At 48.0% G+C, this 19250-nt stretch carries 15 protein-coding genes; 10 read left to right on the forward strand and 5 right to left on the reverse strand.

The features are described from left to right. The first annotated feature begins 14 nt into the window (after positions 1-14). From DESTI_RS04765 to wecB, 3 genes are all read left to right on the forward strand, one after another. Positions 15-1127: a glycosyltransferase gene (locus DESTI_RS04765; protein WP_014808828.1), complete on the forward strand. Its 1113-nt coding sequence runs from the start codon at positions 15-17 to the stop codon at positions 1125-1127. Continuing rightward, a complete protein-coding gene (locus tag DESTI_RS04770) occupies positions 1124-2653 on the forward strand; it encodes a polysaccharide deacetylase family protein (protein WP_014808829.1) in 1530 nt (509 codons plus the stop codon). The genes DESTI_RS04765 and DESTI_RS04770 overlap by 4 nt, the downstream gene beginning before the upstream one ends. A gap of 219 nt (positions 2654-2872) precedes the next feature. Further along, on the forward strand, positions 2873-3970 hold the full coding sequence (wecB, locus tag DESTI_RS04775) for a non-hydrolyzing UDP-N-acetylglucosamine 2-epimerase (protein WP_014808830.1): 1098 nt from the start codon (positions 2873-2875) through the stop codon (positions 3968-3970). A gap of 352 nt (positions 3971-4322) precedes the next feature. On the opposite strand, the gene DESTI_RS04780 is transcribed toward wecB, so the two are convergent. The 4 genes from DESTI_RS04780 to DESTI_RS04795 all read right to left on the reverse strand — a co-directional run bounded on the left by DESTI_RS04780 (position 4323) and on the right by DESTI_RS04795 (position 7492). Continuing rightward, complete coding sequence (locus DESTI_RS04780; RefSeq protein ID WP_014808831.1) at positions 4323-5756, reverse strand: alkaline phosphatase; 1434 nt, start codon at positions 5754-5756, stop codon at positions 4323-4325. Positions 5757-6051: 295 nt separating this feature from the next. Beyond that, positions 6052-6798: an SAM-dependent methyltransferase gene (locus tag DESTI_RS04785; RefSeq protein WP_014808832.1), complete on the reverse strand. Its 747-nt coding sequence runs from the start codon at positions 6796-6798 to the stop codon at positions 6052-6054. Between the two features lie 158 nt (positions 6799-6956). Further along, positions 6957-7277 (reverse strand): YbjQ family protein, encoded by a 321-nt coding sequence (locus DESTI_RS04790; protein WP_014808833.1) that lies wholly within the window; start codon positions 7275-7277, stop codon positions 6957-6959. A gap of 11 nt (positions 7278-7288) precedes the next feature. After that, positions 7289-7492, reverse strand: a complete 204-nt coding sequence (locus tag DESTI_RS04795; RefSeq protein WP_014808834.1) for a hypothetical protein — start codon at positions 7490-7492, stop codon at positions 7289-7291. Positions 7493-8045: 553 nt separating this feature from the next. Between DESTI_RS04795 and DESTI_RS04800 the strand changes: the two genes are divergently transcribed. Both DESTI_RS04800 and DESTI_RS04815 read left to right on the forward strand, forming a co-directional pair. After that, the gene (locus DESTI_RS04800) at positions 8046-8537 is read left to right on the forward strand and encodes a DUF3795 domain-containing protein (protein ID WP_014808835.1); all 492 of its coding nucleotides are present in this window, start codon (positions 8046-8048) and stop codon (positions 8535-8537) included. Between the two features lie 439 nt (positions 8538-8976). Beyond that, positions 8977-10194 (forward strand): IS4 family transposase, encoded by a 1218-nt coding sequence (locus DESTI_RS04815; protein WP_237671475.1) that lies wholly within the window; start codon positions 8977-8979, stop codon positions 10192-10194. 361 nt (positions 10195-10555) lie between these two features. Here DESTI_RS04815 and DESTI_RS04820 read toward each other — a convergent pair whose 3' ends face one another. Beyond that, entirely contained in the window at positions 10556-11374 is an 819-nt protein-coding gene (locus DESTI_RS04820) for a PRC-barrel domain-containing protein (protein ID WP_014808836.1), read from the reverse strand. A 370-nt stretch (positions 11375-11744) separates the two neighbouring features. On the opposite strand from DESTI_RS04820, the gene DESTI_RS04825 reads away from it, so the two are divergent. From DESTI_RS04825 to DESTI_RS04845, 5 genes are read left to right on the forward strand one after another with little or no spacing between them, the layout of a single operon-like run. Beyond that, positions 11745-15434 carry a nitrate reductase subunit alpha gene (locus DESTI_RS04825; protein WP_014808837.1) on the forward strand — a complete coding sequence of 1230 codons (3690 nt, stop codon included), beginning with the start codon at positions 11745-11747 and terminating at the stop codon, positions 15432-15434. Continuing rightward, positions 15424-16860, forward strand: a complete 1437-nt coding sequence (gene narH, locus DESTI_RS04830) for a nitrate reductase subunit beta (protein WP_014808838.1) — start codon at positions 15424-15426, stop codon at positions 16858-16860. The genes DESTI_RS04825 and narH overlap by 11 nt, the downstream gene beginning before the upstream one ends. Before the next feature lie 60 nt (positions 16861-16920). Continuing rightward, positions 16921-17469, forward strand: a complete 549-nt coding sequence (gene narJ, locus DESTI_RS04835) for a nitrate reductase molybdenum cofactor assembly chaperone (protein ID WP_014808839.1) — start codon at positions 16921-16923, stop codon at positions 17467-17469. Positions 17470-17471: 2 nt separating this feature from the next. Further along, positions 17472-18155: a respiratory nitrate reductase subunit gamma gene (gene narI, locus DESTI_RS04840; protein ID WP_014808840.1), complete on the forward strand. Its 684-nt coding sequence runs from the start codon at positions 17472-17474 to the stop codon at positions 18153-18155. A 43-nt stretch (positions 18156-18198) separates the two neighbouring features. Further along, positions 18199-19227, forward strand: a complete 1029-nt coding sequence (locus tag DESTI_RS04845) for a tellurite resistance/C4-dicarboxylate transporter family protein (RefSeq protein ID WP_169316371.1) — start codon at positions 18199-18201, stop codon at positions 19225-19227. The last annotated feature ends 23 nt before the right edge of the window (positions 19228-19250 follow it).

Consider the following 19250-nt stretch of genomic DNA (forward strand, 5'->3'; position numbering starts at 1 on the left):
TGAAAGCGCATTTCATGGATCCCAGAATACTCGTGATTTCCGCTGCTGATAAAAACGATCGTTCGGCGTACACCCATCGCATACTCAAATTGGCAGAATGCCTCGAAGAACGATCCGTCCGATGCGATTTCTTTTTCATGCCAAATAATCCCCCTTTGGACACGGAAACCACTGCATCGCTCTTCATGCCTTTTTGGCTCCGCAAGCTCAACCAATACGATCTGATCTACTGCGGAGCACAAGAAGCAGGGCAGACATTATTCTTCTGCGGACATTTCGTGAGGCCCCCGAAACTCCTGGATATTCACGGGGACGTAATTGCGCAATCCGCCCTGGCAAATGAGCTTGAGACAGGTGGAAAGAAGCGCACTGCTTCACTCCGGGTAGAAATGATAGATCGCTTGGCCATGGCCTGCGCAGATCACTTTTTGACCGTGTCCACATTTCAGACCGAAGTGTTTCTCAAACGTGGTATTCCTCCCGAACGTATCAGCCTGATCCGCAACGGTGTGGATTTGGATCTGTTCCAGCCTCTGCCTCAGCCGAAGGAACCTCTCTATACGTTCGCGTACATTGGCGAGTTTCAATCGTGGCAAGGCATAGACAATCTCATCAAATCTTTCCAGCTTGTGCAGACCCCCTCAATCAAAATGCTAGTTGTGGGATTCAGAGAATGTGATAGACCCATCAAAGAAGTGTTCCGCGAGAAATTCGGTTCCAGAGTGGAACTTGTGGACAGGACGGATCGCAACACGCTTGTCGATCTTGTACGATCGGTTTCCATTCTCATGATTCCACGCGTAGAGCACAATGCTATCAAACATGCTTTTCCCACGAAATTCGCGGAATACGCGGCAATGGGGAGGCCTGTGCTGGTCAATGACGTGGACGAGACCGCGAGATTCGTGCAGAAATACGCCTGCGGATTCGTCTCCAAGCCTACTCCGGAAGGGATGGCGGCGGTCATGCATCGTGCATCGGAAGTTCCCTATGAGAAACTTGCAGAAATGGGACAACGCAGCCGAAAAATGGCTGAAGAGAATTTCTCCTGGCCGAAAATCGGCGATGAATATTTCCGAGTGGTCATGAAACTCATATCCGCATTTCGTAAAGGGCAACGCTTATGAGCGTCGATTGGGATCGCGTGCTTGTCCTCATGGATCCCGCGGATGAGGAGCAATTCGGATTCACCTCCAAGGACTTTGAATCAGCAGGTTTGCACGTTCTCGTGGCTTCGTACGATCGGATCGGAAGAGATGAATCTCTTGTGCAAGAGATTGCAGCGACCGGATGCGAAGCAATCATCTTTACGAGAAACGACGACATGCATGGCCATCCGCGGATTGCCGATCTCCTGCGGGCATCCCGCAAAGGATACACCGCAGTTTCTGCCATCGACAGACAACACTGGCACGAGCAGACACGGGAATGCATAAAGGATTTGTTGAACCGTCACGGAGAAGTCGCTGTCCCGACGTGCTCCGAAAAGATTGCCCGGTCCGAAGGCAAAACGGACGGCACATTCAGTCTTGTCTTCGATTTCGAACAACTGGGCGGTGCTCGCTTTGGAATACCGAGACTTGTGCCCATGCTGGAATCCCTCGGAATACATGCTACGTTCTTTATAACGGGATTCATTGCTGAGATTTATCCGCCGCTCGTGCAGTTGCTCGTTGATTTAGGTCACGAAATAGCGGTCCACGGAGCCATGCATGAGTTTCTTCAGGGCAGGACTATAAGCGATCAGACTGCTCGCATCAGTCGCCACAAAGAGTCTCTGGTCTCCTTTGGCGATGTGCGTGGCGCCAATTTCATATTCCGCATGGATGCTCATTCTCCTCAGGCAATCTGCGAGGCAGGCCTGCGCTACTTCGTGCTTTTCAGGAAACATTTGTTTTACCGGACAAGATTTATAGAATCCTCGGGTCGGGTCCGCTCCTTTCGTACTCCGGAAGGAGATTTGGTCCTTATTCCTGTCGGCGTTGAAACGTACGGCATGCCTCTCCATGAAGTGAAAGCAATGATAAGGAGTTCTCTTCGCACAGCACGGAAAGAAGGGCACAATCATGTCAGTGTGTTGATGCATCCGTTCAAGGACGGTGCTCTGGAGAGAATTCAAAACACTCGCAGTCTCATGGAGTATCTTTTACACGATCTGAATCTTCGTCCCGTAACCTTGAGAGAGTTGCCTGCTCCGGAACCTGCGCGGTCTACGGCTGCCGAGATCCTGTACAGATGGGACGAGAATGAAGCACAGGTGTCCAAAGAATCGTCTGCATTGGATTACGGGGTGTCATGGTGGAAGCCCCCGCTTTATCATAGTCGAAGGGTTGAAGATCTGGCTGATGCTTTGGAAAACGGAGGAACTCCGGTTGTGCTCACATCAGATGTGCGAGACGGGAAAAAGAAAATAGCGGTGTATCCGGATGGTTGGCAATGTGGATCCGAAAATGTGAGGTTGGACCCTATCGTCAGCCCCGATGCGACAGCAGAAAAAGTCTCCCGACTATTGCATGAGAAGGGAGGTATCAGTATTTCGCCACCAGCGAAATACATGGATACGATTCATCGCATCATGTTCCATGTTCCGAGGACCTTGGATGATTTCAATATGTTGATCCGACGACTGTTAAAACGAGCTTTCAAGCAGTAAACACTGGGGAAATCCTTCTTGTGACCCCGCGTAGCGTTTGGTTTAAGTCATGGTTTTTTCCATCGAAAAAACCATGACTTAAACCAGCGTCAAAAGTTTTTTGGAGCAGTATGAGGAACCTTTTTCCAAAAAAGGTTCCTCAAATATTACTTCTTTGAAGCGCTCAAACCGGTTCACCGGCCAATTTGGATTAGTTGATTAGTAAGGAGGAAATTAAGTATGCAGAAAAAGATCGTCAGCGTCGTAGGGGCACGCCCCAATTTCATGAAAATTGCGCCGCTGGAGAGAGAATTTAAAAAATATCCTGATATTCGTCACATGGTCGTTCATACAGGCCAACATTACGACCGGGAGATGAGCGGAGTATTCTTCGAACAATTGGGGCTTTCCCATCCCGAAAGAGATCTTGGCGTCGGTTCGGGCGGGCACGGAGAGATGACCGGGAAGATCATGATCGAGTTCGAAAAGGCGTGCCTTGAGTTACAGCCCGACATGGTGGTTGTGGTGGGAGACGTGAATTCGACGATTGCAGCTTCATTGGTAGCCAGAAAGCTCTCCATTCCCGTTGCGCACGTGGAATCAGGCCTGAGATCGTTTGATGAAACCATGCCCGAAGAACTCAATCGACGCCTGACGGACTGTCTCTCCAATCTTTTATTCGTCTCGGAACCGGCAGGGATGCAAAACCTGGAGAGAGAAGGCATCGACATGATCAGGGCTCATCTCGTCGGTGACATCATGTTAGAAACGATTCAAATGTTTTTCCCGGCTATTTCCAACAGGAAACGATGGGAAGATTTCAACCTGCAGCCGGGTAAGTACGCATTGATCACGCTGCACAGGCCTTCCAATGTCGATTCTGAACAAGCGCTGAGGGAAGTGGTTGACATCCTCAGTGTCATTGATATGCCCATCCTGTTTCCAATCCACCCTCGCACGCTGAAGCGATTGCGTGAGGCTGGATTGGAAAGCACACTCACTTCCAAAGCCGGGCTTATCATAACTGAACCCCAGCCTTACATAGAATTTCTGTCTCTTTTGCAAGGAGCAACTCTGGCGCTTTCAGATTCGGGCTCGGTTCAGTCCGAAGCTGCATTCTTCGACGTGCCGTGTCTTGTGGCCAGAGAGAATACGGAACGCCCCATCTACTTGGAACAGGGCACAACAACTCTCGTGGGGAGAAATAAAGAACGCATCGGAGAACTCGTGACTGACGTTCTGGAGAAACATTATCCTCACGCAACGGAGATCGTAAAAGAATTAAGTACAGACGTGGGAGCCAAGACGGTGAAAATTATCGCTGAGAATCTCATCTAATGTCGATTACATTTCTTTTCAGAATCTGGGAGGCTGGAGGTATCCTTCGCTCCGGACGACGCAAGGCCGTCTTATCACTCCGCTCAGGACACATTCCAGCCTTTGTTGTCTTATAGCTGTTATCGAAAGTCTTGACGGAATCCAATGCCTGCAATGGGAAGAATCAGTAGCGCCGGCGTCCCTGCCGGCGATAACTTATTGCTTTGTTTGGTGAATTGTTCGCCGGCACGGAGGCCGGCGCTACCAATTGCTGGGAACTGCTCTTCACAATCCGTGATTACTTTCGAGAATCGGTATATGCGAATGACTGAGAAATAGTATTGGAGAAAAGCTCCCCTGATTTTAAGGATTCCTACTTCGTCTCTGTATCTGGGGTATAAGGCGGCTTCATGGTGAGTCCAAGAAGCTTGGCCATCTTCTTCGCGATATCGGTATTGTCATAAGCCCCTTGAAATTCTTTCTCTCCGGGACCTGATGCAAAGGTAATTACCGGTTGTGCAGTGTGTACGTATGACGTCCATCCAATTTTGGCACGGTTGCTTTCCAAGTTGCCAAGGGCAACGACGATCCAGGCGGGAATGTACGTGTCAATTTTGGGACAATGGGAAAATTCCGGTATTTGACTGGGTTTCATGTCCGGCGGATACTTTGAGAGCAAGGCATGCTCTTTTTCCGTGTATTCATATCCTGCTGCTTTGAGAAGCTCGTTTGCATTGGCCGGATCTTTGCTCATTTTTTTTGTGAGAAATTCCAGACTGTTTCTGATAGGTTCAAGTGCTTTAAAATCGACGGCATAAATCGATCCTGTCCCAAGTCCCAATCCACCGGTTTCATGATCTGCCGTAACTATCACCAACACATCCGGGTGAGTCTTCTGGAAATCGAGCGCAACCTTTACGGCGTCATCAAAGGCAAGTGTCTCATAGATAGACCCTTTGATATCATGTAAGTGACATGCATGGTCGATTCGTCCGCCTTCCACCATGAGAAAGAATCCTCTAGGATTCTTGGCCAATATCGCCAGCGCGGTTCGCGTCATGTCCGAGAGTGTGGGCTCGGATTTCAATTCCTCGACGTTTTGGCGGTCCAAATCGTAACTCAGGTGCGACCCGGCGAACAGACCAAGGAGCTTCCTGGTGGCATCAGGATCGACAGCCTGCAGCTCGCTATTGTTGGCAACGTACGTATATCCGTCTTTCTTCATCATCTCGATGAGGTTCTTGTCATCTTTTCTTTTGCTGCTCTTTTCACTCTGAGGCAAGAAATTGCCCCGGCCACCTGCCATTGCCACTTCAGGAGCAAATGTGAGGAGCTGCTCGGCAATAAAGTTTTCATCATTACGTTTGAGAGAGTGACTGTATACCCCTGCAGGGGTAGCATGAGTCAAGCGGGTGGTGCTCACAACGCCCACGGACAACTGAGCATCCTTGGCGGCTTGCGCAACGTTGGACACGTATTTTCCGTCGGGCAAGATATTGAGCACGCCATTATCGGTTTTGTAACCGGAATAGATGGCTGTTGCAGCAGCCGCAGAATCGGTTACTTCTGCATTGGCGGAATAGGTCGTAGTCGTGCCTCGTGTAACCATTGAATTTATGGCCAGGGGCCTATTGAGGACTTCCTTTGCATAAATCTCGGCGGATCTAATTTGGTTCAGTCCCATCCCATCGCCGATCAGGAGTATGATACCTTTCACATCTTCCGCATAAGCACTGACATTCAAGGTCAAGACAATAATGACAGCAAGTACGCTGACGAATCTCCGGATACTATTCGTTTCTTTCACGATCCTTCTCCTGTTGTTGCAGTCGTTCACAAAACACTTATAGAATTGGCACGTTCGGTTGACGAAAAACTCGGTTCTCCACGGCGAATATCCTTGTGTGACCTCATTCGAGCCAATTATCAAGCCACGAAACAAAAAACTATCCCAAGACCCACGGAAAAAAGCGCGGAATGTGAGGTTGATGCAGTGACAACTTTAGAAATGGAGTCAAACAAATCCTTCTTAGACTCTATTGATGCGAGTGTCACAATGCCATCTTTAAATAAGACGGCAAGAATAAGGATGATCCCTCACATCACCGCGACATTAGCGCGAACACACCCCAGCCTAGGTATTCACGGGTGTACGTGGCGTAGCGTTCAGGTGCCGAGGTCAGTTCGGCTCGAACATCTTTCGCGAAGTCATCGTCGGGATTCGTTTCGAGCCATCGGCGCATCGTGAGCCACTTGGCTGCCTCGTACCTGTCCCAACTGTCATGGTCTGCCAGAACCATTTCCACGACGTCGTAGTCGAGGTTGCCGAAAGACGCGAGAAGTTCTGGAAGCAAGAGAAAGTCTGAGATGGAACCGGCGCGGCATCCCTTGGCGACCTCTTCTGTCGGCGGCAATTGCAGCCAGTATGGCTCGCCGATGAGGATGATCCCTCCCGTGCGGAGACTCTTAGCCAGAAGCTCGATGGCGCCGACGACTCCCCCACCGATCCAAGTGGCGCCGATACAGGCTGCCACACCGACCTTTTCGTCGGCGACGTAGCCGGCAGCGTCTCCGTGGATGAACTCGACCCGATCGGCGACGCCTAGTTCGTCAGCGCGGAGTTTCGCTTGTTCGGTGAACAACTGGCTCATGTCGATACCAGCGCCGCTGATTCCGTAATCGCGTGCCCAGGTACACAGCATCTCGCCCGAACCGCTGCCGAGGTCGAGCACACGGGTCCCCGGTTCTAAACGCAACGCCGCGCCGAGAGTGGCGAGCTTTTCTGGTGTGAATGGATTATGGATGCGATGAGCACTTTCGGTAATGTTGAATATCCGTGGAATGTCCACTGCAGAAACTCCTTTGTATGCATGGCATTGCGCATTGCGCCTCGGTTCCGCTGGAATGGGGCGCGGTGCGAAAGGCTTCGGTGACGAGTTTGCCGATTGCCGGGATGTCGCCAGGGTTTTCATCGCGTATCAGCATGTCAAGCTACCTTGGTCCACTTCTATTTCTTTCTCAATTTTACTGCAGTCCCATACGCGAGAATTTCTGCAGCAGTCTGACCTGCTGTGGAAGTGACCATACGCATTGCCACTATACCGTCGGCCCCCAGCTTTCTTGCCTCTGCAATCATTCTGTCGAGCGATTGTTCGCGGGCTTCAGCAAGCATTTTTGTGTATTCAACGATTTCGCCGCCGACTATATTTCTGAGACCTGCCATAATGTCTTTACCGATGTGGCGGGCGCGTACCGTGTTCCCCTTGACGATCCCAAGTGTCTGCACAATCTCGTGATCTGCAAAATTGTCCTGTGTTGTGATGAACATCCGGCTTACCTTTACTTGTCTATGTTCTTGGAATAATACCGATCTTCTTTACTGGTCAGGTGTTCCCGAAAAACCTTTATGAGGAGGAGACCGATTCCCACAAGTGCGACCAGCCCGAGCAATCCGAATGGAAATGCCGCAACCATCCCCACAATCATGGCAATCAACCAGGCTCCTGCCACAATGATAAGAAGCGCATAACCCGCTTTTTCCATGTTGGTCTCCAAGGAAGCCGACCTGCCCGGCTCTGTTCGACAAGCGTCGGCAGAAACGATCGACAGACAAAACGATTTAGTTTTCATCCTGCTATTTCTGGCGGTTGCAACCGCATAGCGAACAATGCTCGGGCATTCTATTCCAATCAGCCTAAAGGGACAACATTTAGAACGTGTTTTGATTTCGTACAGGAAAAGTCAGAAAACTCAGTGTCAGAGCGTTATCGAAAAATGTAAGCTGGTGCAGGCGAAAGTTGAAGACCGAAAAGCCCTTCGTTCAAGCTTCATTGGGCTTGTACCAATGCGCCATCAAAGAAGTGGCAATGCTGAAGCCGGTTCCGGTGGGTCTCCGAAGCGAAGTCAGGCTGCGCCGTCAGTAGCGGAGGAGATCCGCCAGAGCCGGCAACAGATCGGCTTCTCGATATTACTCGTATGAAAGCGCATTGGCATTAATGGTTCCGAAAGATCGCGCTGAATCTCGTATTGACAGCTTTTGACGCACAGGCTTACTCTATTATCTAACCTACACTGTAAACAGGAGGACAAGAAAACAATGGCGACAAATCCCGATTTTCTTTCTCCGTGCGGTCTTTATTGCGGTGTCTGCGCAATTTACATCGCTTACCGCGACAATAATATCAAACTGAAAGAGCGGCTGGTAAATCTCTACAGGGGAGGAACTCCCGGGAAAGGAACACTGCCGAATAGCGAAGGCCTGTCCGTAGAAGATATTCGGTGCAATGGCTGTTTGTCGGACGACCGTTTTATGCACTGTCGTCAGTGTGACATCAGGAACTGCACGGAAGAGAAGGGATACTCCGGTTGTCACGAATGCAGTGAGTTCCCCTGTCGCCATATCGACGATTTCTCCATGACGGTGGGAAAGAAAGTCATTCTCAGGGCCGTACCTTACCGGCGGCAATATGGTACCGAAAAATGGGTCCGAGATGAAGAGGCGCGCTATATATGTCCTGAATGTGACAATAAAGTTTTTCGCGGTGCAATGAAATGTAATCAATGCAAAGTTGAATTGGATTTAGATTGATCAGTGTTGCATTTGAATCTCGGCCTCTATGGCGGTTATCGAAAGTCTTGACGGGATCCAATGCCTGCAATGGGAAGAATCAGTAGCGCCGGCGTCTCTGCCGGCGAGAACTTATTGATTTGTTTGGTGAATTGTTCACCGGCACGGAGGCCGGTGCAATGCTGTTGAATTAAGGAAAGGGTTCTTGATTTTTCACGTTTAACCTCCGAGAATTCAGAAGGAATTGTGTTGACATGCGGGTAGTTACGCGCGATAAATTCTTTCAAAACAAGCTGCTGAAAGGATTTTATTATGGCACGCATTATGCTTTGAAGAACCATGCCAACTTAGCGCGTACGCTGAAAAATTTCTTCACATTATTCCCGGACAAATCGACCCTTCCAAGAAACGCTCGCCTCAGGACTTTACTCGAAACAGAAAACTCGCCTTTGGAAAGCTTATCACCTTCATCTTGTCCATTGCCGCCAGTGGAAAGGGTAAAGGAGTGGACATGAAATCCGGTGAATTCTTTCGACATGCCAGAATTCTTGGCCTTTGGCCTGACGCCGAGGCGATCCATCGAAGCGCGCTCACCAAGGCGCGCAAAAAGGTGGATTGGAGGATCTTTCGGCAAATACTCGATGATGCGGTTGGTCTGGCTTATGAGTGTTGGCCTAAGAGCCCGAAGGACGAGTGGCATGGTATGTCCACTCATGCGATAGATGGCTCCGACTATACGCTTCCAGCCGCCGATGAGCTCAGGGCCGAGTTTGATCCTGAGAGCGGACTTGGGCAAGCGGGCAAAGGACATTATCCTCAGTGTCTTGTATGCACGCTCTATGACGTCTTCAGACGTCTGCCCATCGCAAGAACTGTGGTCCCGGTGAATTCTTCGGAGCGGGACCAAGCCAAACATCTCCTGCCCCTCGTGCCTGAGGGAAGTGTCTTGCTCCTGGATCGAGGTTACCCAGGATATGAATTTCTCAGCTACCTTTTGGACAAGTTCAAAGGCTATTTCGTGATACGTTGCCCCGCAACGTCCACCTTCGCCACAGTAAAGGAATTCATTCGGAGCGGGAAGAGCGAAGCCGAAATCGTGATTCCTCCGACATCGAACTATCTCAGCCAGGTGACGGCTGAACAACGAAAGGCCGCCAAGCCCATCAGAGTGAGAGTCATCAGACTGTCCAATCCTGACGGAACCCTCTCGGTTCTCCTGACGAATCTTTACGACAAGGTGGAGTTTCCGAGACAGGAGATCACTGACCTCTATTTCAGGCGATGGGAAATCGAGAGCTATTTCCGGGATGAAAAGATTGGGCTCGAAATCGAAAAATTTCATGGCAAAACCTGCAACAGCGTCCTGCAAGAACTCTTTGCAGCTGCGATCATGGCTGTGATCTCAAGAACTCTCATGGCCATTTCCACCCAGTTACTCGGTGGAGAGCTCGGAGAACCTCAGTTCAAGAATGCGGTCATGACGCTCGCGTCTGAAGCCGCCGTGCTCGCCGCAGACGATCCTGAAAGAGCCATCGAAATCTTTCAGGATATTCTCAAAGAAATCTATCGTGTCAAATACTATCGACCAAACAGTCAGCGACCACCCCAACCAAGGGTGAACAAGCAAAGCAAAAACAAATGGCTTTACCGCAGGTACAAAAATGTCCCCGCAGCTTAAGTCAACAGCATTGGGAGGCCGGTGCTACCAATTGCTGGGAACTGCTCTTCACAATCCATGATTACTTTCGAGAATCGGTATAATACCTTTTCGCAGTTATTCACATGAGACAGCGACGGCTGGAGTGTGTCCTGAGCGGAGTGATTAGACGGCTTTGCGTCGTCCGGAGCGAAGGATACACTACAGCCTCCCAGATTATGAAAAGAAAAGCACATCGGTATAATTTTGCAAAAAAAAGCGGGGAAGAACTCCAAGAAGTTCTCCCCGGATTTCACCAGTTGGTAGAGGAATTGCGCAAATAGAAGAATGACATACGGAATGGCCCGGCGTTCGGACCACTCCCTGTTGATTTCGTCAAAAATTACAGACGCCTACTTTCTTCGTCAAAACTGGCTTCCTTGTGCTCCAACCAGCCGGGTTCCCGATAATGACCATAGAACTTCTGTTCGTAATCCATACCGGGCAGATTGTCTTGATCGTATTCGGGAGAGTTCTTGATTTGCTCGCGGGTCAATTGTACGAAGACTCTCTTGTCATCCCATCCGATTTCATCGATCCAGTCCGGCGACACGAGCACTTTTTTGCCGGGCCACCAATTTCTGGTGTCGATCACGATGAATGCCACAGTCCACTTTTCATCGTCTATCACAAAGTCTTCGACATGACCGATATCGCCGTCATCTGCTTCTATATAAAAACCCATTACTTCCTGGGTCCCTCGTAACTCAAGATCTTCATCAGCAAATTCGGATTCTTCTCCGAATTCAGTTACTCCCTCATATAGGGACGCTTCAGTCAGCCCCATATCGGAATAGCCTGCTGCTTTTTCTCCAAATCCGCTCTCAGGTCTAAGCCCTTCCTTTCTGCCTCCGCGCCAACCGTAATAAGCATTGAGATCGTCCATAGTAGCTGATAGTGGCGCATCCTCCTCAATTGCCGGGCTGTTTTGAATCTGATCCTGCGTGAGATTCACTGACAGAAACTTGTTATCGACATCGATCTTCTGAATTTCCACCGGGGAAATCAGAACTTTTCTGCCAGGCAACCATTTGCTCGTATCTACGAGAAGATAGTGTATTTCCCAGGTGTCACTATCAAAGTAGAATCCTCTCACTTTTCCGATGTGTCCATCCGTAGCAACAATTTCATAATCCTGTAACTTATCTACACTGTGGAGCATTGCTGATTCTCCTTTATGGCCGCATCAATTCGAACCTATATGCAGAATTAAGTCATTCTCTCCGGTACAGTCAATCGACCGTCACAGCGTTAGAAAAGTCAATCCTACATACCAATTGACACGTGGACAACATGGCGGCGGCCATCATTGGCATTGAGCTGTCTTGACTTAAAACCGAAATTGTCCAATCATGAATGTAGATGATCTGCCTGGTAAGGGATGAGACAGTCGGAGGAAAAGGAAGAATTCGGCGAGACAATTGTGTGTTGGGAAGTCAATAATTAAGTGAATGAAAGGCATGTTCTTTATGCCCAATTTATGAAAATATCATTTGAGTTTCAACACTTGGACACATTTTTAGGGGAGTTAGATGTCCGGAAGTAATCTTCTGTCACGATTGAGATGGCTCCGAACTAGAAGCAGCAATACCGCGTGCAAAGAAGAGCAGATCGCTGAAAATTGGGCTGAAATAAGATGCGGTCAGCGGGAATGGGAAGACTTTTATCGGAGAAGATGGCAATTCGATAAGAAAGTCCGATCCACTCATGGGGTCAATTGTACAGGATCTTGTTCCTGGGATGTTTTCGTCAAAGACGGCATCATAGTGTGGGAGGTTCAAAACGTAGATTACCCCGGGTGTGGGCCTGATTCTCCCGATCACGAACCTCGCGGGTGTCCTCGAGGAGCAACTTATTCCTGGTACACCTACAGCCCGGTCAGAGTCAAATACCCGTACATTCGATCCAACCTTCTGGAAATGTGGAGAGAAGCACTAAAGAATTCCGGCGATCCTGTGGCGGCATGGCAGAGCATTGTCGAGGATCCACTAAAAAGACAAGCATACCAGAAGGCGAGAGGCAAAGGAGGATTCGTAAGAGTCGCCAGAGATGAGGCAATAACACTCATATCTGCTTCTCTTATCCATACCATCAAAAAGTACGGCCCAGATCGAATCTTCGGCTTTAGCCCCATACCAGCCATGTCTATGGTGGCCCATGCATCTGGAGCCAGATTTATGGGTTTGCTAGGTGGCGCGATGGTGAGTTTTTACGATTGGTATTGTGATTTGCCGCCATCTTCGCCCCAGATGTGGGGCGAGCAAACAGATGTTCCTGAAAGTGCCGACTGGTATGAATCCACTTACATTATTGTTTGGGGGACCAATATACCCATGACGCGAACGCCTGACGCTCATTTCTTTGTGGAAGCCAGGTACAGGGGCGCAAAGGTCGTGGGCATTGCTCCTGATTATTCAGAATACATAAAATTCTCCGACATGTGGTTGCCCGCTAGAGCAGGCACAGATTCTGCGTTGGCGATGGCAATGACGTTTGTTGTGCTCAAAGAGTTTTATATCGATCGACAATCCGAATATTTTACTTCATATGCAAAACAATATACCGATCTTCCTTTTGCGGTCACGCTTAAGCGGCACGGGGATCATTATGTCTCCGACAGGTTTATGCGAGCTTCGGATCTCTCTCTCGACGTAAATAACGCTGATTGGAAAATTGTCTACTTTGACGAAAACAGTAATAGTTTTGTGGTTCCCAACGGCAGCATAGGTTTTCGATGGAATGAACAAGGCTCCTGGAATTTGAACCCGATTGACTCTATAACGGGCGCCAAAGTCAATCCAGTATTGAGCTTTGCCGAAATAGGCGATGAATGGGCAACCGTGGCATTTCCTTTTTTCGAACTAGAGAGTTCAAGGGTAAAGTTCGGCACTGTTCCTGTCAAGCGCATTACAGTGAAGGATGAAGAAATACTGGTGACTACTGTCTTTGATCTTATGATAGCCAATATTGGTATCGATCGCGGCAAAGGAGGAGACGTATCCAAAACGTACGACGATCCTAACCCTTGTACGCCCGCCTGGCAAGAGACAATAACCGGAGTAGCTCGAGAGGACGCTATCCGAGTAGCCCGGGAGTTTGCGGAAAATGCTGAAAAAACCAGGGGCAAGTCTATGATCATCATGGGAGCGGGCACTAATCACTGGTTCCATTGTGATATGAACTACAGGGCAATGCTTAATCTTACAAGGCTTTGCGGGTGTGAGGGAGTTAACGGGGGAGGATGGGCTCATTATGTTGGGCAGGAGAAGGTTCGACCTTTAGCCGGCTGGTCAACTCTGGCATTTGCCTTGGACTGGAGACGACCGCCGCGTTGGCAAAATGGAACGTCGTTTTTCTATTTTGCTTCCGGACAATGGCGATATGACACTTTGGACGCGCGGAAAATAGCTTCTCCGCTTGCTCCGGAAGACCTTCCTTCCCATCCGGCCGATTATAATGTGATAGCAGCCAGACTTGGATGGCTGCCTGCTTACCCGCAATTTAATGTAAATTCTCTCAGTTTGTGCTCGGAAGCTGAAGATAAAGGTGCAAAATCGAATGAAGAGATTGTCCAATCGGTTGTAGACAAGCTCAAGAGTGGAGAGATAGAGTTCGCAATACAGGATCCGGATAGACCTGAAAACTTTCCCCGTAATCTCTTCTTATGGCGATCGAACTTGCTGGGATCGAGCGGAAAAGGACATGAGTATTTTCTTAAACATCTGTTGGGGACTCACAACGCTGTTCTTGGTCCTGAAAGTCCCCTTCGGCCAAGGGAAGCCGAATGGAGAGAACCTGCGCCTGAGGGAAAGCTCGATCTATTGGTAACACTGGATTTTCGTATGTCCACGAGCGCTTTGTACTCAGACGTGGTGCTTCCCGCGTCAAGCTGGTATGAAATCCATGATCTCAGTACAACAGACATGCATCCGTTCATTCATCCATTTAATCCAGCTATAGAATCACCGTGGGAAGCAAAGAGCGATTGGTTTCATTTCTGTGCGATAGCGGAAAAATTTTCGGAATTGGCAGCCGTTCACCTCGGCTCAAGAAAAGACTTGGTGGCCACACCGCTCTTTCATGATTCACCAGGGGAAATCGCACAGCCGGAAGTAAGAGACTGGCTGAAAGGGGAAGTCGAACCTATTCCGGGTAAGACTATGCCCAATTTGGCTGTGGTTGTGCGTGACTACCCCAATTTGCATAAAATGATGACTTCAGTGGGCCCTCTGGTGGAAGAGGAAACGATCGGTGCAAAGGGAGTCCTCTGGAAGGCCAAAGAAGAGTACGCCGAGTTAAAAAGAAGGCTTGGAACTGTCAAAAGGCCTGGGATAAGCTTTGGCAGACCTCAATTGTCCACAAATCTGGAAGTAGCTGAAGCCATTCTAACTCTTGCGCCTGAGACCAATGGAGATGTGGCGGTTAAATCATGGTCGGGAGTTGAAGAATTAACAGGATTGAGTCTGAAGCACATGAGCTCCAGTAGGCAGGGCGAGAAACTGACTTTTCACGATATAACCAAGCAGCCAAGGAAGATAATCACTTCTCCCACTTGGAGCGGTATCGAATCTATGGAGCGTCCGTATTCCTCCTTTGTAATAAATAAAGAGCAACGAATTCCTTTCCGAACTCTGACCGGAAGAGCTCATTTCTACTTGGATCACAAATGGATGTTGATGTTTGGCGATTCGTTGCCAATCTTTCGACCTCCTTTAAATATGGAAGCTATGGGGTCCACTAAGGTAGAGAAGGGGAAAGGCAAAACAATTGTGCTGAATTATCTTACCCCCCATTCGAAATGGTCAATTCATACTACTTACGCCGAAACCCTCATTATGATGACTCTTTTCCGAGGAGGTCTTCACGTCTGGATAAATAATGAAGACGCAGATTCCATTGATATTAGAGACAACGACTGGATCGAAGCTTTTAATATTAACGGGGTGGTGACTGCCAGAGCTGTGGTGAGTCACAGGATCCCCAGAGGAAAGGCATTTATGTATCATGCTCAGGAGAGACTCATCACGCCGGTTTCCAACATTTCCAATTTGCGCGGGGGCACACACAATAGTGTCACTAGAGTGCTGGTTAAGCCGACGATGATGATCGGTGGATACGGTCAGCTAAGCTATGGTTTCAATTACTATGGTCCTACAGGTTCCCAACGTGATGAAGTAATCATTGTGCGAAAAGCCGGAGAGGTGAATTGGCATGAAGATTAAAGCTCAAATGGCCATGATTATGAATCTGGATAAATGCATTGGCTGCCACACGTGCAGTATTCCATGCAAAAACGTCTGGACCAACCGCATTGGAGCTGAATACATTTGGTATAATAATGTCGAAACCAAACCGGGGATAGGATACCCGAAAATATGGGAAAATCAGAATATATACAACGGTGGCTGGGAAGTGGCAAATGGATCGCTTCAACTGAAAGCTGGCGGTAAGATCTCGAAATTTGTCAAAATATTTCATAACCCGGACCTTCCCAAGATTGACGATTACTACGAACCGTGGACCTATGATTATGCAAAGTTGATTTCTCGAGCGCCGGGAAAGCATCAACCCACAGCCAGACCCAAGTCTCTTATAACCGGAGAGAATATTGAAATAAAGTGGGGACCGAGTTGGGAGGATGATCTGGCCGGTGCAAGCACCACAGCGGTTGACGATGTGAACTTCAAAGACTTGCAGGATTCACTGTATTTAAATTTTCAGAATGTGTTTATGTTCTATCTTCCCAGAATTTGTGAACACTGCCTGAATCCCGCGTGTGTGGCTTCGTGTCCTTCGGGAGCGCTGTACAAAAGAGATGAAGATGGGATTGTGCTTGTGGATCAAGAGCGATGTCGCGGATGGCGCTATTGCGTTTCAGGATGCCCCTATAAGAAGGTGTATTTCAACTGGAAAGCCGGCAGATCCGAGAAGTGTATTCTTTGCTATCCCAGAATGGAAGCCGGAATGCCGACACTTTGCGCTGAATCGTGCGTCGGACGTATAAGATATATTGGTGCCGTTCTGTATGATGCGGATCGAATCAAAGATGTGGCCGGCATTGCAGACGATCGGAAGGTCTATTCGGCCCATCTCAATATCTTGTTAAACCCTGACGATCCGGAAATCATCTCTCATGCAATTGAACAAGGAATCCCCGAGACATTTATTCATGCAGCCCAGCGATCCCCAATCTACAAATTGGCGGTTGAATGGAAATTGGCGTTTCCACCTCATCCGGAATTCCGAACTCTGCCCATGGTGTGGTACATCCCACCTTTAAGCCCTGTGGCGAACAGTTTGGAATACGAAGATGAAACAGGTGACGTATTGGACAATATGCGAATACCTGTAAAATATTTAGCGAATTTGCTTACAGCGGGAGACGAGCCGCCGATCCGATCTGCTCTCAGGCGGATGATTGCCTTGCGGATCTATATGCGATCGTTGCGGGTCGACGGATCGCCGAATCTGGAAGTACTTGAGGCCGTTGGGATGAACGAGATCATGGCTCGGGAAATGCACGAGTTGTTTGCCATAGCCAAATATCGTAACCGCTATGTGATTCCTACCGTGAGACGCGAAACGGCCGGCAATCTCTATTCGGTACAGGGAAACACCGGTTTTCCATTGCCGGACAAAGAAGAATAGGCACTACTGAAATGAATGCAAAAGCCATTCGTTTATCCGATGTGAAGAGGCAGCCTTACTATGCGCGAAATAATTGAAAAGTCAGAAAATAACCGGATGGTGTTCAGATTGTTTGCCACACTGTTGGCCTATCCGGATGAAGAATTCGTCAGTTCAGTGCATGAACTGCGGGAAGCAGCAGAATCAGTCTGTAAGAATGGGGTCTTCAGCGCATGCAAAGAATTTTTGACCCAACTGGAACATCGTCCGCTGATTTCTCTTCAAGCAGAGTACACTGAATTATTCGATCTCTATCCTTCGACTTGTCTCAATTTGACATTCCATGATTGTGGCGAAGGCAAAGATCGGGGGAGTGCATTAGTACGGTTGAATTCGCTTTTCAAACAAGAAGGTTATGAGCTATCCAATAGCGAGCTGCCCGATTTTCTCCCTGTTATCTTGGAATTTCTTTCTATAGGAGGTCCGGAAAGCTGCTCCCTGATTTGCAAACAATATAGGCATCATATTTGCCAACTTGCACGGCGTGTAATCGAGAAATCCGATCTGTACAAGAATTTATTTGAAGCTATTCTAATGCTGTTTCAGGAAGACAGACCCCTAGGAGAATAGGAATGGATACTAAGCTGCTGAATACATTAGCCTTCCTTGTGTTTCCCTATTTGGCGTTGACAATCTTTTTCGTGGGACATCCATATCGATATTTTACAGATCAATATAGATGGAATTCAAAATCAAGCGAGTTATTAGAAAAAGAAAACATGAAATATGGGATTATATTCTTCCACTGGGGAATCATTTTTACTCTGCTTGGCCATTTGTCCGGCTTGATGACTCCGCAATGGTTTCTCGATCGGATAGGGATTTCTGCCCATGCTCATGATATTATCGCACTATATACCGGGATGCTTTTTGGTGCAGCAACAGTAATAGGACTTCTCCTTTTGTTGTGGCGCAGACTGAGTTATCCCAGATTACGAGCGACATCTTCAGCAAACGATGTATTTGTCTTGATTCTTTTGCTTATAGTCGCTGGACTCGGAACATATCTGCCCTTTTTTGAACGTTATGATGTCCTTTATACGATTGCGCCGTGGATTCGGAGTATTGTTACATTCACTCCGAATCCAGATCTCATGCTCCAAGTTCCTTGGCCATATAAGATCCATATTCTTGCTGCATTGGGTTTGCTGGGGTATTCCCCCTTTACTCGTTTGGTGCACATTTGGAGTGTTCCGTTCACCTATTTTCTGCGACCGTATATTTCATATCGTCGCAGAGTTACTCGGATAGCATAATACCGGCTAAGATATGAATTCAGTTAAGAATAGACTGGAAAATATGATTCGTGATCTCTCACCGGCTTATTTTGCCATGGTTATGGCGACAGGGATAATTTCAATAGCATTGGAGCTCAGAGGATTCAGGCAAATTGCTTTTTATTTGTTTTTTCTAAATAATCTACTCTACGTCATCTTGTGGTTGCTTACGATTATCCGCTTCATATTATTTCCTGAAAATGTTGTTGCGGATTTAGCCAACTTCACCAAAGGTGCAGGTTTTTTAACGGTAGTGGCAGGAACATGTATTCTGGGAAGCCAATTTGTGATCTTCTCAACCGCTTATTGGATAGCAATATTTCTCCTCATAGTTGGATTTAGCATTTGGTTCGTCCTGATGTATTCCATGCTTACCACGTTCATAATTAGCGAAAACAAGCCGGTGATTCAAGATGGAATTTCCGGAACGTGGTTACTGTTTATCGTCAGCACACAATCAGTATCGATACTGGTGGCCAGACTCGTTCCACAGTTTAGTTCCTATGTCGAGATTCTGTTATTGTTTGCAGTCTGCATGTTTTTCTTGGGATCGTTTTTGTACATTTTGATAATAACATTGATTTTATACAGGCTGCTATTCTTTTCAGTGACTCCCCAACAGCTCAATCCGCCATACTGGATAAATATGGGAGCCATAGCAATTACAACATTGGCCGGCACAATACTAATTCCATATGCATCTCAGACGAGATTCCTTGAGCCTTTAGCATCTTTCATTACTGGAATTACTGTCTTATTTTGGGCAACCGCAACCTGGTGGATACCGCTACTTATGGTGTTAACAGTGTGGCGACATGTGATTGGGCATGTAAAATTGTCCTATAATCCGGAATACTGGAGTTTAGTATTTCCGTTAGGAATGTATACCACGTGTACAGTTCACCTCGGACAGGTATTAGACCTTAGAATATTAACTGAAATTGCCGGTTACTTCAGTTACATAGCTTTCTTGGCATGGTTGACTACTTTCGCGGGGATTCTCAATTCGTCAATTCAGTTTGTTTTTGAAACGAAATCGCCTCTCAAATAGTTCACTGCCGCCACAGGCGAAAC

This window comes from Desulfomonile tiedjei DSM 6799 (assembly GCF_000266945.1).
GTDB lineage: Bacteria > Desulfobacterota > Desulfomonilia > Desulfomonilales > Desulfomonilaceae > Desulfomonile > Desulfomonile tiedjei.